The following is a 16,419-nucleotide window of genomic DNA, read 5'->3' as shown; positions in this document are numbered from 1 at the left end:
CCATCTCAAGCGGCCGATGCCACGGGTTCATTTGCTTCTTCCACCACCTCAGGCTCAGCCTGAAACGCAGTGGGTTGCGGTCCGAATATCAGGTCAGTGCCGAGATGGCTGACCTCTTTTTGTTGTTTCATCAAGTCCACGAAGGCATTGCCGGCACTGACGTCGCCATAGAGCACGATGCCGCTGATACGCCCCTGCTCATCCAGATTAATCCGGCGGTAGTGGCCCATATCATGGTCTTCATAGGTCAGACAGCGGTCGCTACTGGTCGCTCCGGCAGCCAGCAGATCGATACCGGAAACCTTGAGCCTGGTCGCGAAGTCCTGATAGCGATAACCGTCCTGCTCCCCGGCCAGCGCACGGGCCAGCACTCTGGCCTGATCCCAGATCGGTGCGACCAGGCCGAAGGTCTGGCTTTGCCACTGGCAGCACTCGCCCAGGGCATAAACACCGCTGGCGCTGGTGGCCATCTGGTCGTTGACCAGAATGCCTTTGTCTATCTGCAGCCCAGCCTGTCGGGCCAGCTCGGTGCGTGGCGTCACCCCCAGTGCCTGCACTGCCAGATCGGCGAAGAGAATTTCGCCATCATTCAGCTCCAGTGCTTCCAGATGCTCTGCGCCGATAAAGCGTCGGGTACTGGCGCCGAGGCGAACCTCAATGCCGAGTCGCTGCAGGTGACGCTGCAAGTAGCCGCCCGCCACTTCATCCAGCTGTCGGTTCAGCAGCCATTGACCACGCTGCAACAGAGTGACCTGCTTGCCCTGCTGCACCAGACCGTAGGCCGCCTCAATACCCAGCAAACCACCACCAATCACCACTACCTGCCTGCATGCTGCGGGCAGCTGCCGCAGATAACGGGCATCTGCCAGGGTGCGAAACGCCATCACGCCGGGCAGCTGCTCACCTTCAACCCCGAGTGACAGCGGTAAGGAACCGGTAGCCATTACCAGCCGGTCAAAGTCATGGCGACGGCCATCGTTGGTCATGGCAAAACCCTGCTCAACATGCAGCTGTTCAACCGCACCGCCGATGTGAACCTCAATGCCACGCTCGCGATACCAGTGATGTGTCTTCAGAAACAGATCCTGCTCGTTGTACTCACCAGTCAGATAGGGTGACAGCAGAATGCGGTTATAGGCGGCGCTGTTTTCTTCACCACAGAGGGTGATGGCATAACGGCCGGGACAATGGTGATAGAGCTCATCAAGCAGGCGGTCTGCGGCCATGCCGTTGCCGACAATGAGAAGGCGTTCTGCTGTCATCTCGTGCATCCCCTCTTGGCTTGCCTGCTGAACGGCTGGGCCGATGCTCAGTGGCACGCTTTTTCCAGAAGCAGAAAACAAAAAAGGCGTTCCCCTCTGATGTTATTCAGAGTGAGAACGCCTTCGTTCGTGTGCTGACCCTACAACGTAACCGGATCAACACTGCTGTAATTAATGCGAGGTCCCTTCGCGATGGCTTCCTGCCATTCCCCAAACTCACTGTCACTAAAGCAGATCGCGTGCCAATTTCATTGTACCGCCAGTCAGAATAAGTAAAGGGTTGATATTTCAGCTATTTTTAACATCACTGAGCCCGCTGCCAGCACTGTTCAGCATGAAAAGCACGTCAGCTGGCAGCAGCTTCGCCCAACAGCAGATCACTCAGGGTGCAAAACGCACTACCGGGAGGCATTTTGATTGTCGGAGACACAGGGAGGGACGTTTGACAGGAGGCTTATGGCGGTAAAAAAAGAAAAGCCCTGGATGAAGGGGGTATCCAGAGCTTTCAGTAGAGGTCGATCAGGCAGTCACGTTCAGGATTTGACCAATAGTCTGACCGCTTGCATTCGTTGTAGGCGCCGAACTGCCTGAGCTGGCAGCAACAGCTTTGTCATCGCTGTCGCCATCTCGATCAGGTCCGGCAGTCTTGGGCTCTGCAGACTCGGGCTTTGACTGCAGGGATTGCGGGCCATAATAATCAGCACCGCCACTCACCGAATTGATATTCATGGAACCTCCGTACTCCCGCTGGAGTGTTGAACCAACCAAGATGTTAGCTAGTGATCAGAGGTTAGATAATCAACCTTAACGCAAACTTACGTTGCCCTTTTACACGTCAAAGTTGCAGTTAGCAGCCTCCGCCGGCGATCTGCCGTGCCGTCGACTCCTGTTAAAAACGTTCGAACAGGTCGTTGAAAATCTATCTGCGTTGCCGAATACCGCGTCAAAAACAGGCTCACAGCCAAAGGCTGAACGTGCTTTAGCACGGCCCCGAAGGGGCGAGCGGAGCGAGTCAAATGCTCATTTAGCTCACTAAACTCCGCTCTTTCGCCTGTTTCTTGTGCCCTCGGGGTATTTCCTTGTCTCGGCTGCCTCGATGACGTTTTTCAACAGCCTGCTAAGTGACTTTGCCCCGCGCAGCGACCCGCTCACACCGCTCGACTCTGGCTTCACCCCGACTGTCCCTGCGATAGAAATACACCTCGTCGAACAGGTTGGACACCGGGCAGGCATGATTGGGCAACAGCAACAGCTGATCACCAATCTGTGGTTGCTGCGCGCAGCCTGTAGTATCCAGCGTGCCGTGCTCCTCACTGAGCCCCACGACCCGCGCCTGCGGATAGCCCACTACCTGACCGTATCCCTCCAGACCGAGCAGATCCGATGTCAGCGCCTTGCTGCCCGCATCAATAATCACCCGCCCTGCGACAGGCATACTGACCACGGTTGCCAGCACATGCAGCGCACAGTCCTCTGCCGTGCAGGCGCCAGCTGCAATCTGTGAGCGGTCCTGATAGACATAGGTGCCGATCCGGTACTCGGTCACCATCGGTGCCTGCGCCAGATGCCACATACTCGGCGTACCGCCACTGCTGAAACAGGGAATAAACAGATCATGCTGGTTAAACAGCCTCTGCGTAGCGCGATACCAGGCCTCGACCTTTGGTTCGCTGAACGCCTTAGGGTAGGTCATCAGGCCGCGAAAGGTCAGGCCGCGGCTGGCCTGAATCATCTCGGCCAGCTGTAATGCCTGAGCAGGGGTCTGCACACCGCAGCGCCCTGCCCCGGTGTCACACTCCACCATGACTCCCAGCTCTGCATCAGTGCCAGCCATCGCCCGGGCCAGCCCCTCAACGACGGTCCGACTGTCAGCTACCACCGTCAGCCTGATACGCCGTGCCAATGCCAGCAGCCGTTGCAGCTTGGGCTCGCCGACAATGTTGAAGGTCAGCAGGATGTCATCGAAGCCTGCGTCGGCAAACACTTCCGCCTCGCCAATCTTCTGACAGGTAATACCACAGGCACCGGCTGCCAGCTGCTTATGCGCTATATAGGGTAGTTTGTGCGTCTTGATATGTGGCCGTAGCTGCACCCCGTGTTGCTGGCAGAATGCCTGAAAGCGCTGGATATTCCGCTCCACCCGGTCTTCGTCAATCACCACGCAGGGCGTATCAAGATCAGTAAACTGGTTCATGTACTTACCTCGCTGATAACAGTGCTCGCTGCAGCATGAGGGTGCTCAACAATAGGCCAGATAGGCCGGGACAGATGACGATAGTCATTAGTCTTCGGATTGCTCGGGTAGGGTGCACCGGCATCGCAGTAAACGATGTGCTGGCTGATGCGGGAAAACGCATCGTAGAAATGGTTAGTGGACTTGATCAGCAGGATAGGTTTGCTCAGCGGATCGATACCCATATTGCTGAACAGGGTGGGCGAGAAGGCCTGCGCCCGGTTGGAGTTGAGGATGATATCCATCTCGGTGCCCTGCAGGCGAATCCACACGGCATCCCCCATGGGCACCACGGATTCACCAAAATCCTGCACTGCCTCACGGACAGTGCGCTTGATTTCTACCCAGGCATCCACCGGTGCGCCGCCGTTATCACAGGACTTGCCGCCAAAGCGCAGCTTAATCACAGCACCCTCACCTGCCGCCAGACAAAAACGCACTGCCATCGGATCCCAGATGGTCCCCACCGCCGCATCATTCACACCGGCATCCAGCAGGGCACGTAATAACAAGGTGGCATCTCCAGCCACACCACCGCCGGGATTGTCCCAGACATCCGCCAGCACGACGGGCTGATGAGGCGAGCTGATCACCTCCTGCACGGCATCGACAGGCGCCAGATACGGAGGCCGCGTGGTGCCCCGGAAGGAATACAGCTCCATACCCAGCGTATCCGCCAGCTGCGTCGCCCGTGCCGGATCATTATCGGTGATGACCAGTACCCGGGTGCCCATTTCCGGCACATCACCTGCCATGAAGCCGTGAATCACGGAAATAGTCAGAACGCCCGGCTGCTGTTCCAGCTGTTGCAGGCGGTCAACAAAACTGCGCATGGGCTCACGACTGGTCGGCAGCACTTCGATCATGCGGCAGTCAAACATGGCCTTGGTCGGGATGATTTCCCCCTTCATATGGCGCACGGCCAGACGCACCAGATCGTATGCGCGGTCAAGAAAGTCGACATGAGGGAACTCTTTGAACGCCACCATCAGATCACAGTTGTTAAAGCGCTTTTCGGTCAGATGGCTGTGCGGATCAAACTCCGCCGCAATCGTGACATCCGGGCCGACTATAGCCCGCACACGCTCCAGCAAATCGCCTTCGCAATCCAGATAACCATCCGCCACCATGGCGCCATGCAACCCCAGAATCACACCCTGTACCGGCATGGCGGCGCGCAACTGCGCCAGGATTTCGTCACGCAGCTGCTCGTAGGTCTGACGGTTGACCAGCCCACCCGGTTCTGCCCAGGTGGCCGTGCCTTCAACCAGTGACCAGCCTTCCGCTCTGATCAGCTCCCGGCAGGCAATAAAAGGTGCACTGCACAGTGTCGGCGTGTCCGGGTGCTCACCCGGCGCCGCATAAAAGCTCTCTCTGAAAGAGTGTATGTCCGTATAGACCGGCGAAAAGGTGTTGGTCTCGGTCGCCAGAGAGGCAACAAACACGTTCATGATTAACCTCTGTGTATGGCCACCCATCAGGCGGCTGGATCGGAACAGCTGACATTGAAGGCGAGCCAGCTGCAGTGCTGGCTCGCCGGGCTCCTGTCCTGCATCCCACCGCGAGAGCAGGTGACAGGATTACTGCATGTAGTTATGGGCGTTGGCCTTTTTCACTTCATCAAGGAACAGATCCAGCATGGGCTCACCATCGGCGCCGATGTCCTGACGGATCTGCTCAAGCACGGCAGGCTGTGATGTTTCACGCAGCCTGGCGCGTACTTCGGGCGACAGGGCGTTGATCTTCATGCTCTTCTGCAATCCGGCCAGCCCCCGGTCTGACGCCTCGATCACCCGGGAGACACCACGGCTGGCGACAATGCCGGACTCAGCGGCGTAGCTGATGATGCGCTTCTCGTCATCGGTCAGGCTGTCGTAGAAGTCCTTGTTCAGCAGCAGCGTATAGGGTGAGAACAGGTGGTTGGTGAGCGTCAGGTATTTCTGCACCTCATCGAAGTGGGCGAAGGTGACAGTGGGGACAGGGTTCATCTGCCCATCAATAACCCCTGTCTGCAGGGCCGAGTACACTTCACCCCAGGCCAGCGGATAGGCCTCACCACCCAGCGACTGGATCAGCTTTTCATGGGCAGGCAGGGTCATGGTACGAATGCGTACCCCTTTGAAATCATCCAGCGTGGTGATGGGGCGCTTGGAGTTAGTAATGGAGAAGAAGCCGCCGGTGTCAGGGAAGCCCAGCACCTTGATATTACCCAGCTGCTTTTCCATATCGTCGGCCATGGCCTTGCCAAAAGGTCCGTCCAGCACCTCATAGGTGGCCGCATTGCTGTCAAAGGCAAAGGGCACGTTCATCACGCCGATACGGGGATAGTAACTAGCCATGGCGCCCACCGAAGCCAGCGTCCCCTGCATGACGCCATCACGCACCATCTGTACGTGTTCCTTGGCACTCCCCAGCTGGTTGCTGGGATAAATCTCCACTTTGATACTGCCGTTACTGGCCGATTCAACGATGTTCTTGAAGACACCGGTAAATGCCGCTGCCGGGTTCTCAAACATGTCTTGCTTGTTGTCATGTCCGAAACGCAACACTTTCTCGGCGTGGGCCATCAGCGGGGCCGTCAGCACGGAAGTGGCCAGGAGTCCTACTGCCAGTTTGTTCATCAGCCTTTGCATCGCTTTGCTACTCCATCAATGGGTTGGTCTTATTTCAGCTATCAGGGCTTATGTTGTGGGTTTGTTGTTATTTGCTTTGCTGGTCGTTTATTGGATTTTCTGGTTGTCAGATGCCCTGGCCGTCACCATCAACGGCGCGGGCATACTCATCGCACGGCGAAGAGATTCTTCTTTATTGCTCGGTCTGTAAGGTGCGCAGGTTGCGCGCTCAGTAGCCAAGCAGGCGTGGAATAAACAGCGTGATCTGCGGGTTGAAGGCGAAGAACAGCAGCAGTGCTACCTCCCCCAGCAGGAAAGGCATCAGCTCTCTGGAGATATTCTCCAGACGCTCGCCGGTGACTGAAGACAGCACGAACAGGCAGGCGCCCACCGGTGGTGTCATCAGGGAAATATTCAGCGCCAGAACGAAAACGATCCCGGCATGCAACGGGTCCATACCGATCTGCTGGGTCAGGGGCACCAGCACCGGACCAAGAATGATCAGCATGGCGTTGATATCCATAATCATGCCCACCACCAGCAGGAAGCCGATGATCATCAGCAGCACCATCTGCGGATCGGACGTCAGGCTCAGCAGGCCCGCAGCGATGGCCTGAGGGATCTGGTTGAAGCTCAGCCACCAGCCAAAAATGGTGGCCGCTCCGATGATCAGGTAGATCACGGCGGAGATACGGGCGGTGTGCACCAGCATATGGAACAGGTCATGCCAGCGCAGATTGCGATAGATCAGTGCACCGACAATCAGGGCATAGGCCACTGCCACGGAAGCCGCTTCAGTGGGCGTGACGATACCGCTGACGATGCCGCCAAGAATCAGTAGCGGCATCACCAGGGCAAAGGCCGACTCTCTGGTCAGACGCAGGATCCGTTTCAGGGAAGCACGCTGTTCAGCCTTGGGCAGATTCTTGCGCTTGCCGAAGGCGGCAATGATGATCATGCACACCACACAGATCATCAGGCCCGGCAGGATACCTGTGGCGAACAGCCCACCAATGGAGACCCCCATCAGCGATCCGTACAGCACCATCAAACCGGAAGGCGGAATGGTAGGCCCGATAATGGAGCCTGCTGCGGTCACCGCACAGGCATAGGGGCGACTGTAGCCCTGCGCCACCATTTGCGGTACCAGCGTGCGGCCAAAGGCCGCCGCATCGGCCGTGGCAGCGCCTGTGATACCGGAGAAAAACACCGACGCGACCATGTTGGAATGAGCCAGACCGCCGCGAAAATGCCCGACAAGGGCCTCAGCCAGCAGAATCAGGCGCGAGGTGATGCCGGTGTGGTTCATGATCTCCCCCGCCAGAATGAAGAACGGCATGGCCAGAAAGGGAAAAATATTCAGGCCATTGAACACCTTGCCCGGTGCCAGCTCGGCGAAATGCCAGCCCCCCATGCTGAACAGGCCAATCAATCCTGCCGTGCCGAGGGCGATGGCTACCGGCGCTCCGATCAGCAGCAATGCCAGAAGTGTGATACCTATTGCCATGATGAAATATCCTCCGGCGCGCCAGTCAGTGAGTTTTGCTGTTCAATGCAGCAGGGGTGGTGTGACTGCGGGCCGCATTCACTTCGGCAAGATCCACCAGCAGCCGCAGCAGGGTCTGCAATGCAGCCAGCCCGCAGGACACAGGAATGGCGGCATACGGCAGTGCCATGGTCAAACCAAACACTGAAGAAAGCTGACCGAACCCTTTCTGCACCAGGCTGGTCCCGGCAAATGCCAGATAGGCGAAAAATGTCAGGGTTAGCAGATCGATGAGCACGGTCAGCAGCAGACGGGCGCGGGCTGAAAAATGGCGTGACAGCATGTCCAGACCGATGTGTTCACGCCGCACACTGCAACAGGGCACCGCCAGCAATATGGCCCAGATCATGATGTATCTGGCTAACTCCTCGACCCAGCTGATCTGCCAGTGAAAAAGATAGCGATCCAGTACACCGATCCAGACATCTGCCAGCAGCAGTGCCATCAATCCCCCAACTACACGTTCATTGATGCGATTCAGCCGATTGCCGAATGCCTGGACATAGCCCTGCATACTCCCCGCCTCTCTCTCACGATTCACGCCAAAATGAAGATTATTTTCTTTTAATGATTGAAATATGGCCTCCTATCAACTAAAAAGTCAACACGCATTTCCATTTTAAGAAGATTATCTTCACAAAAGACAGGAGCAAGAAGATGCCAATTGAGCGTTTCCGACTGGCGGGACAGGGTGCTGGCGGACAGGACTTACCCTTTGCCAAAGCCGTCAAGGCGGGCGGCTTTCTCTATGTTTCCGGGCAGACTGCGATGGTCAATGGCGAGCTGATCGATGGGGGTATCGTCGCGCAGACACGGCAGGTGTTTGAAAACATCCGCGCGATCCTGACCGACGCCGGATATGGTTTTGAAGATGTGGTGAAGGTTAACGTCTGGCTGGATGACCCCAGAGACTTCTGGAGCTTCAACGGTGTTTTCCGTGAATATTTTCAGGACTTCCCCCCTGCTCGCTCGACGGTCTCCTCACCCATGGTGATCGATGCCAAGATCGAGATCGACGTGGTGGCGTACCAGGATCCGGCAGCCTGATCTCTGCGTGGTCATGGAAGACCTGCTTGTACGGTTGCGGGCTGTGCTATATGTTGCAGCTCGCCCTGTAGCGAAGATCAATCGATGGAATATACAGAACGCTATCATCAGAAGGATTGCCTATGACTCCGGTTATTCCCGACATCATTTCCCTTCTGAAAGAACAACGTCTGTCCATGAGCAAGGCGGATCTGCGCCTGACGGACTTGATCCTTGAAGATATTGACCGCGCTGTCCATGCCAGTACCACGGAGCTGGCCGAATGGTCAGGCACCAGCACCCCAACAGTCACGCGCTTCTGTCGCAAACTGGGCTTCAGCAGCTTACGGGAATTCAAGGTACAGCTGGCCCAGGCACGTGCAGTGGGGGCGCGCTTCCTCAATGGGCAGGTGGCAGCGGGCAGCCACAGCGAAATCGCCGAGCAGATCATCCGTAGAGCCCAGCAGGCACTTGAGCATCAGCTGGGCCTGCTGAACGATGACTGTGTACAGCGATCGGTTGCTCTGTTACAGCAGGCCAAACGCATTGTCGCCTTCGGCAGTGGAGGCGGCTCTACCATCGCCGCGCAGGATATGCAGAACCGCCTGTTCCGACTGGGTCTGATGGTCAATGCCTATCAGGATGGTCAGATGCTGCAGATGGTCGCCGCGACCCTCAAGAAAGGTGACGTGCTGGTCGCCATTTCAACCACCGGCCGCTACACCGACTTGCACAACGCCTGCCGCATCGCTCATCAGTACGATGCACAGGTGATTGCCATTACCCGACCCCACTCTCCCCTCACTGAACACGCCGATATTGTGCTGGCAGTGGATATCCCCGAAGAGAAGCAGTTCGTCAACCAGCCGACACCTTCACGCTATGCACTGCTGGCGGTGATTGATGTGCTGGCGTCAGAGCTGTCATTGGCCCTGGGCGCACCGGCTCTGGAAAACATCCGTCGGATCAAGCATCAGCTAATTGCATACCGCGATCACGACGATGACAGTCAGCCATTGGGCGACTGACCGTATACGCTGCGGCAGAAAAGCAAAAAGCCGATGGAGTGAATCCACCGGCTTTTTGTATTGTGTGCTTCCGTACCCGTTAGCACGCCTGCTACCGGGTACGTTATTGGGAAGGTTACTTTATTGAGCGGGTTGATAGTGGTAGAGGCTCTGGCTTTCCTCTTCCATGTACAGGCACTTGAAGCCCTTATCGGCAGGCATCAGGGTGCAGCGCGCGGTGTAGGGCTCAGGCGCAGTCCACTCTGCATCACAGCTGTCGCGGTGAGTGGATTTTCCCTCGCTCATGACCATGGCACTGCCTTTCTGGGTCCATTTGTAGTCGATCTTGGACAGATCACACTGGCCAGCATCGTCTTTCATGACGTACGAACCCGTGCCATCAGCGCGAATCTCTTCGCTACCCACCATGTCGCCCTGAGCGCAGTCGAAGGTCTGATCATAAACGTTGAACTTGCCCACCGGAGAGATCGCTTTCTCTGGCTGCTCTTTGGTCAGTGTCATGGCGGTGTTCGCCAACAGGCCATCCTTGCTGAAGTCAGCGTTATAGCTGATGACAGCGGGCAGACGCAGCATGTGCGCCAGCGTCGCTTTCTGCACGCAGCCACTGCCCATCTCATTGGACATGGCATCAGTCACCATACCGGGAAGCTGATCAACCAGCTGAGCCACTTTCGGGTAGTTGAACGACAGGCTCTGCATGCCATTGGCATCGATGGTTTCCTTATCCAGCGTATCCACTGCCTTCTGTGCAGGCTCACCAGCGTAAGCAACAATGAACTTCCCTTTCACCCCAGCCTTGATTTTCAGACCGGGAGCAACGTCAGACAGATCAACATCAGCGATACTGCCGTCGGCCGGAATCTGCACCATGGCACCAAACGGAGAACTGCTCAGCATGGACAGCAGCATCTGCGGGTTCTCGGTGGCAATACTGAGCAGGAAGGAATACTTCTCAGGGATGGGGCTGTCTTTAGACATCACCAGATCGTAAAGGGAGAAACCTGCCCCTTTTACGCCCTGCAGCATCCCCGTCGCCATCCCCAGATAGGCGGGGCTGACACTGGCCATCTGCTGCTGAGCTTCAACCAGCTCAGGGCAGCTGAACTTGGCCTGAGTGAAAGCATTCCAAAGCTCGGTAGTAGCAGGTACCAGATTATTAACATCCAGCCCCAGACCGAAACCGACGATCTGGCCATTGGCATCCAGGGTGTGTGCAGGAATATGCCCGCGCAGTTTTTGCAGGCTGGCCAGAGTGGGCGCATTCTTGATTTCAAGCAGCAGCGGGCTGCTTTGTGTCATTTTGCCGTCTTTTTCTACCGCTGGCAGATAGCTCGACATCAGACGCGGCACCTGGCCTGCAAGGCCGGCCATTTCCTGACGGCATTCGGCAGTAAAGCGGGTTGCCACGGGGGAAGGCTTGCCACCATCCGTCAGGATGGCATTCAGTTCGCGTCCGAAACCGTTGCTGTCTGGCAACAGGATGCCTTCAGCCAGCCGCTTGATATTCAGCATCGCCACAGTAGAACCCGTCCATCCGTAGGTCTTGGACAATTCGGCGATTTCGCCACTGTCAGTCAGTGACTTCTGCGGCTTCACATAAGCCAGCCGTTGCAGCCTGGACTGCTCGGTATCCTTGAAATAGAACGCGGTCACTGTAGCAATGCCATTTTCGACACTCACCACCAGATCAGCCGTTTTGGCTTCGCCCTCAGGTGTCAAACGCCAGCGGGTAAATGTGTGGCCCTGAACGGTTTCCTGCTGTGCTTTCAGTCCACTCTTTTCAGAGGCTTCATTGAATGCCTTCCAGAAGGTTTCCTGGTTGGCCAGACTGATACGGATGACAGGTACAACGCCATCCATGTAGAGAGCTTGTGGTTTGCTGACATCGATACCGTAGTGATCAACCAGCTCACCGTAAGTGGTCATATTGCCGAACAGGTCAACAGCAAGGTATTTGATGAAACGGACGGTCGGATTGTCCTTCAACTCGCCCTTATCCATGTCCGCCAGCATTGAATCCAGGTCACCCTGCATGCCGCGGAAGATATCCATATTACGCAGGTACTCGAAGGCTTTGGCATCCGCAGTACCACCAGCGTAGAACACAGTATCGGCCGGTACGTAGTCGGTCATATTGACCTTGGCAGACATGGAAGTGGTATTCAGCCATCCTTGCTGCCAAGCCACACCCGCTCCCACTGCGACAGCGAGAACGCCGATACCTATCCATTTATTCATTACCACTACTCCTTTTGTTAGCTGACGGAGGCTGTACTGCGATGCCTTCACGCCCATTGACCGGCTCCACTGATGCAGGGCCTACAGAATGCAACGCAATATATATACAAACTTACAAACAATCCAGATTGCGCCGGAAGGGTGTGCTGATTATGGACAAGAGTCATCAACTTCACGAATCAGGTGGTTTCTGCAGATGTCGGCTAATAACAGCGCCCTCCCCCACACATTAGGGCAGATTGTTAGCTCCATCGCCCTCCTCGCCCACGCTAAGTAACTACATTGGAGTGTAGTGGCTCAATGATTTCGGACACTCAGTAAAGCGTTATTCTAACGCGCTCAGTGAGGTGTCTTGTTTATGAGCAAACGTCGTCAGCCCTTTACGCCAGAGTTCAAACTGGAGGCCATCGCGTTAGTGACCGAGAAAGGCTCTTCCGTAAGGGAAGCCTGTCTCATGAGCCGTCAACCGGAGAGACATCGTTATAAGCAGGCCCGGCAGATGCATGCGGTGGTGCCGAATCGTCTGGATCGTGCTTTTGATACCGTGCAGCCCAATCAGGTGTGGTGTGGCGATATCACCTACATATGGACGGGTGAGCAGTGGTCCTATCTTGCTGTTGTGATGGACCTTTATGCCCGTCGAGTGGTGGGCTGGGCGATGTCTGCCACTGTGGATACGACGCTGACCTTGCGGACCTGGCAGAATCAGTACGGGTGCCTTGACATAGGAGCGTCAATGCACCTATGGAGCGGCTCTTTCGCAGTGTGAAAAGTGAGTGGGTGCCGAAGTGTGGATACACCAGCCGGATCAGGCGACCAAGGATATCGGTGACTACCTGATGAGCTATTACAACGAACAGAGGCCTCATGGCCACAACGGTGGTTTAACCCCGGCGATGAGGGAAAAGATGCTAAGAAGCTATCCGGAAATAGCTGACCACTGCAGTTCCTGCTCTTTTCTCTCGTCACCGTCATCCAGCCAGTAACTAAGACTACTCTTCGCGCCCCAAATGAGCCTCTATCAGCCCTAATCGAAAGACCAGTAACTCACCAACATGGAGAGGTTGCCAAACTTCATTGGTGGTCAGAGGCATCGTCGCAATCATCGTCACTACATCATTGGGAGTGGTCTCTGTACCAAAATCGACGCTGAGATCAGCATCTGAGAGCACCGCCTGGCCAAAAGGTGCACGACGGGTGATCCAGTGCAGTTTGGTCGTGCAGTATACGTACAGACGCTCTGCATCGCTCAGCATCATGTTGAACACACCCAGACCGCGCAGCTGATCGCAGCACCGCCTGATCAGATCATTCAGTCTTTGCTGCTGTATTTCATCTGCCGGAGGCTGCGGAAACTGTTGTCTGATCTGCCCCAGCAACCAGCAGAATGCCTGTTCGCTGTCAGTAGTGCCGACAGGCTGGTAGATATCGACAGGCCAGCTGAAAACCTCTGCCGTCAGCTGCCCATTGTGCGCATAGGTCCAATGACGCCCCCACAGCTCACGACTGAAAGGATGTGTGTTCTCCAGACATACCTGCCCTACATTGGCCTGGCGGATATGACTGATGACAATATGGCTTTTGATCGGATGACGCTGCACCAGACGCGCAATCTCTGAGTTGACGCTGGGACCAGGGTCATGGAAGGTACGACACCCCTTGCCTTCATAGAACGCAATTCCCCAACCATCACGGTGGGGGCCTGTTCCCCCACCACGCTGCATCAAACCGGTAAAGCTGAAGCATATATCGGTTGGCACATTGGCACTCATGCCAAGCAATTCACACATTAGTACCCAACTCCGGGATGGAGGTTAAACAACCTGCTGATCTTCTGCCGCATCTTTGGCTTTCTTGCGCTTCATCAGCGCACGGAACGCCAGTATGCCACCTGCGACCAGGAACAGGTTAATACCGACAATGCTGCCAATCAGAATCCAGTTGGTGCCCTGCTCCTCTTCTATCGTTGCAGGAGGCTCTGGAGGCTGCTCTGGCGCTTTCACCTCTTCCCCTTTCTCATTGGTGATTTTTACACCACTGGGATCAGACACTTCTTTTTCCGCAGCGGCGGGAGAAGGAGAGGCGACCATGGGCTGCTCTATTGCCATGCCTGAAGCAACCTGTGTCTCGATGTTAGCCTTTTCGATCTTGGGCGCATTTTCAACAGCAAAATTTACTTCGACTGGCGGCGGAGAGAACGATATCGCCTTACCGTCCTGAAGCTGGCCATTGACCTCGGCTTTGATAGTGACATCGCCCTGCTGCTCTGGCTTCAGCTCAGCGACCCAGCGCTTCTCTTCCGGCATCCACACCATGTTGGCACTGGTTTGTTTGTTGTCCTTATCTGTCATGATCACCTTGACCTGACTGGCTTCCGGCTTGAGGGCATCCGTATCAGGTCTGGCCTCGACCACAATTTTCGCGTTGCCATCAGTGGTATCAGCTTTACCCTTCAACTCCAGTGGCGCATGAATGGTGATCGGCATCGATACCAGTCGACGGAAGGTCTTGCCATCCACCACTACTTTCAGCTCGTACTGCCCTGGCTGCGTGAGCATATCCAGCGGCTTGTCATATACGCCTTCAGGGAGTTGCAGATACTCAGTACCAATCTTGTAGATCTGCAATTGCGAGTCAGGGAACAGCACCCTCAGGCTGTTTTCCATGATCTGGTGAAAGGCAGGGATAACGATATTCTTGCCTTTCTCCTGGAACGAGAATTTCAGGTCAAGCTTCTCTCCAAGATAGGCCGATGCAGGCAAAGGCTCTACGTTCAGATTGAAATCACTCACGATGGTGACGCGATTTTGTGGATCGACATCTGCCTTCAGAGACCATTTTCCTTCTTCCGGCTTGCGCACGGTGACGATGTCGTACCCCTGGTCGTGATACCAGCGTACATTCGGGTCATGCTGGCTCATGGTGTAGGTTTTCTTGTCAGGCGTGGTCAGGGTCAGTGCCGGTGATGTTGGCACCCTGAACGCTAACAGCGTGAACTCCTGAATGGTGCGGTCCACATCAAAGGTATTACCTACCAGAGGTAGCTGCTCTGCAGGCGCGGCCGTTTCCAGAATACGTGCAAATATTCGTGCAAGGTCATCTGCACTGCGCGCTTCGGCAAACATGCCGCCGGTGCGCTTAGCCAGCAACGATAGCAGTTCTTTATCTGCTTGATCAGACAGTGCGATGGTGTGCACATGAAAGCCGGCTTTGGCCAGCTGCGGGAGAATAGAGTCGACAATTTCATTACGGGACGCCGCGTTTCTGGCTTTGTCCTGATCAAGATCGACCATACCATCTGACAGCAAAATAATATGCTGGGGAATGCTACCCTGCGTTTTGGCCGCGGCCGCCTGCTTCAAGGCGGCGGCAATATCCGTCCACTGATCACTACTAGTGATTCGATCAGCACTCTGTACCGCCGCCTTGCGCCAGGCCTCACTGACCATGCCATGCGCCATTAAGGTGTAGGGCTGATTACCAAAGTTCCAGAATCCAGCCTGGCTGCCTGAAGGAATCAGCTGTGCCAACAGCTGAACAGCAGGCACACGCAGATTGCTCGGATCGTTCTGCTTCATACTGCCGGACACATCGACCAGCAGCCGCACATCCGAGGGGGCAGCTATTGCACTTCCGACAGAGAATGCCAGACAAGCAGCAATAAGCCAGGAACAACAAGTACGTATAGCGCGCACATCCATCCCCACTAACATATCCATCCCATAAGAAAGGTGATCATGAAAGTAGTCTGTTACCAGACATTTCTTCTGGCTAACTTATAGCAAAGATGAATAGCAGCGCCTAGAGCATCAGAAAAAAAGCTCAAGCTACCGGCATTTATGATTATCAGACTTCATTGGATTGCTGAGAGTCTGTGATTTACACAGACTCTGCCTGCTGCCAGCGCTGTGTTTCAGCAACATTAAGATCAGCGAACAACTGACGCTCAAAGACATCTACAAGCCACTGTTGAATTGAGATACCAAAACGAAACTCGTAACAACGATAGGCGTGGCGATTTTTACCCGCACAATACTCGACATAGAGGAAAGTAGTCGCCCATGCCAATCCCCATGCATCCTTGCGCTTCCCTTCGGCGGTCCAGATTCGGAGCGCACAATTGTGCTCGCGGTGAAAAATCCATTGAGGAGAGGTAAAGGGAGCTGAAACAGGCGAACTCAGGTCGCTGCTGCAGGAGTCGAAATCGGTGGTGGGGGTATCTAGCATTTGAGGCTCCCATGGTTTTATGAGAGCTGACGTGAGAAAGGCCTGTTTGGTTGCCAGTTGGCCGCATCTCCCTTACGGGAGTCCACCTTGCCCAGGTTAGGCAGGTTGGCGAGGACGTCAGCCCTACTCTTGATGCATATAGCTATTATTAATTCAGTTTTCACATCGACCGAACAGCATCTAAATTTGAAAGAGATGTTTGAATCAGTCGATGAACGCGCGAAAGAATTTACCCAAAGCCCCAAGG

Annotated in this window: 14 protein-coding genes, 1 pseudogene and 1 riboswitch; of the genes and pseudogenes, 4 read left to right on the top strand and 11 right to left on the bottom strand. The window is 55.4% G+C overall.

The genetic code is table 11. From position 1 onward, the window contains the following. Positions 1–5: 5 nt before the first annotated feature. The 5 genes from QCD60_RS21100 to QCD60_RS21080 all read right to left on the bottom strand — a co-directional run bounded on the left by QCD60_RS21100 (position 6) and on the right by QCD60_RS21080 (position 6,116). Entirely contained in the window at positions 6–1,262 is a 1,257-nt protein-coding gene (locus QCD60_RS21100; RefSeq protein WP_279788176.1) for an FAD-dependent oxidoreductase, read from the bottom strand. A gap of 519 nt (positions 1,263–1,781) precedes the next feature. Then, positions 1,782–1,991 (bottom strand): hypothetical protein, encoded by a 210-nt coding sequence (locus QCD60_RS21095; RefSeq protein ID WP_279788175.1) that lies wholly within the window; start codon positions 1,989–1,991, stop codon positions 1,782–1,784. A 388-nt stretch (positions 1,992–2,379) separates the two neighbouring features. Further along, positions 2,380–3,456 carry a D-TA family PLP-dependent enzyme gene (locus QCD60_RS21090; protein ID WP_279788174.1) on the bottom strand — a complete coding sequence of 359 codons (1,077 nt, stop codon included), beginning with the start codon at positions 3,454–3,456 and terminating at the stop codon, positions 2,380–2,382. After that, positions 3,453–4,946, bottom strand: coding sequence for a M81 family metallopeptidase (locus QCD60_RS21085; RefSeq protein ID WP_279788173.1), 1,494 nt, complete (start codon positions 4,944–4,946; stop codon positions 3,453–3,455). The genes QCD60_RS21090 and QCD60_RS21085 overlap by 4 nt, the downstream gene beginning before the upstream one ends. A 129-nt stretch (positions 4,947–5,075) precedes the next feature. After that, positions 5,076–6,116, bottom strand: coding sequence for a DctP family TRAP transporter solute-binding subunit (locus tag QCD60_RS21080; protein WP_279788172.1), 1,041 nt, complete (start codon positions 6,114–6,116; stop codon positions 5,076–5,078). On the opposite strand from QCD60_RS21080, the gene QCD60_RS21075 reads away from it, so the two are divergent. Then, complete coding sequence (locus QCD60_RS21075) at positions 6,109–6,318, top strand: hypothetical protein (protein WP_279788171.1); 210 nt, start codon at positions 6,109–6,111, stop codon at positions 6,316–6,318. The genes QCD60_RS21080 and QCD60_RS21075 overlap by 8 nt on opposite strands. 18 nt (positions 6,319–6,336) lie before the next feature. Here QCD60_RS21075 and QCD60_RS21070 read toward each other — a convergent pair whose 3' ends face one another. Next, positions 6,337–7,614 carry a TRAP transporter large permease gene (locus QCD60_RS21070; RefSeq protein ID WP_279788170.1) on the bottom strand — a complete coding sequence of 426 codons (1,278 nt, stop codon included), beginning with the start codon at positions 7,612–7,614 and terminating at the stop codon, positions 6,337–6,339. Between the two features lie 25 nt (positions 7,615–7,639). Next, the gene (locus QCD60_RS21065; protein WP_279788169.1) at positions 7,640–8,167 is read right to left on the bottom strand and encodes a TRAP transporter small permease; all 528 of its coding nucleotides are present in this window, start codon (positions 8,165–8,167) and stop codon (positions 7,640–7,642) included. Between the two features lie 143 nt (positions 8,168–8,310). On the opposite strand from QCD60_RS21065, the gene QCD60_RS21060 reads away from it, so the two are divergent. After that, a complete protein-coding gene (locus QCD60_RS21060; protein ID WP_279788168.1) occupies positions 8,311–8,700 on the top strand; it encodes a RidA family protein in 390 nt (129 codons plus the stop codon). Between the two features lie 122 nt (positions 8,701–8,822). Next, positions 8,823–9,707 (top strand): MurR/RpiR family transcriptional regulator, encoded by an 885-nt coding sequence (locus QCD60_RS21055; RefSeq protein WP_279788167.1) that lies wholly within the window; start codon positions 8,823–8,825, stop codon positions 9,705–9,707. 120 nt (positions 9,708–9,827) lie between these two features. Here the strand turns inward: QCD60_RS21055 and QCD60_RS21050 are convergent, their stop codons facing one another. Next, positions 9,828–11,945 (bottom strand): hypothetical protein, encoded by a 2,118-nt coding sequence (locus QCD60_RS21050; protein ID WP_279788166.1) that lies wholly within the window; start codon positions 11,943–11,945, stop codon positions 9,828–9,830. A gap of 436 nt (positions 11,946–12,381) precedes the next feature. Here QCD60_RS21050 and QCD60_RS21045 point away from each other — a divergent pair. Then, positions 12,382–12,931, top strand: a pseudogene (locus tag QCD60_RS21045) (DDE-type integrase/transposase/recombinase); the annotation flags it as partial. A 6-nt stretch (positions 12,932–12,937) separates the two neighbouring features. On the opposite strand, the gene QCD60_RS21040 reads toward QCD60_RS21045, so the two are convergent. From QCD60_RS21040 to QCD60_RS21030, 3 genes are all read right to left on the bottom strand, one after another. After that, complete coding sequence (locus tag QCD60_RS21040; protein WP_279788165.1) at positions 12,938–13,735, bottom strand: class II glutamine amidotransferase; 798 nt, start codon at positions 13,733–13,735, stop codon at positions 12,938–12,940. Between the two features lie 24 nt (positions 13,736–13,759). Next, entirely contained in the window at positions 13,760–15,646 is a 1,887-nt protein-coding gene (locus QCD60_RS21035) for a VWA domain-containing protein (protein ID WP_279791046.1), read from the bottom strand. A 178-nt stretch (positions 15,647–15,824) separates the two neighbouring features. After that, complete coding sequence (locus QCD60_RS21030) at positions 15,825–16,172, bottom strand: hypothetical protein (RefSeq protein ID WP_279788164.1); 348 nt, start codon at positions 16,170–16,172, stop codon at positions 15,825–15,827. 36 nt (positions 16,173–16,208) lie between these two features. After that, a riboswitch (SAM-I-IV-variant riboswitch) is annotated at positions 16,209–16,313 on the bottom strand. Between the last annotated feature and the right edge of the window lie 106 nt (positions 16,314–16,419).

It is taken from the genome of Pokkaliibacter sp. MBI-7, from assembly GCF_029846635.1.
GTDB lineage: Bacteria > Pseudomonadota > Gammaproteobacteria > Pseudomonadales > Balneatricaceae > Pokkaliibacter.
Note: the sequence above shows the minus strand (reverse complement) of the source record. Positions and strands in the feature narration are given on the sequence as shown.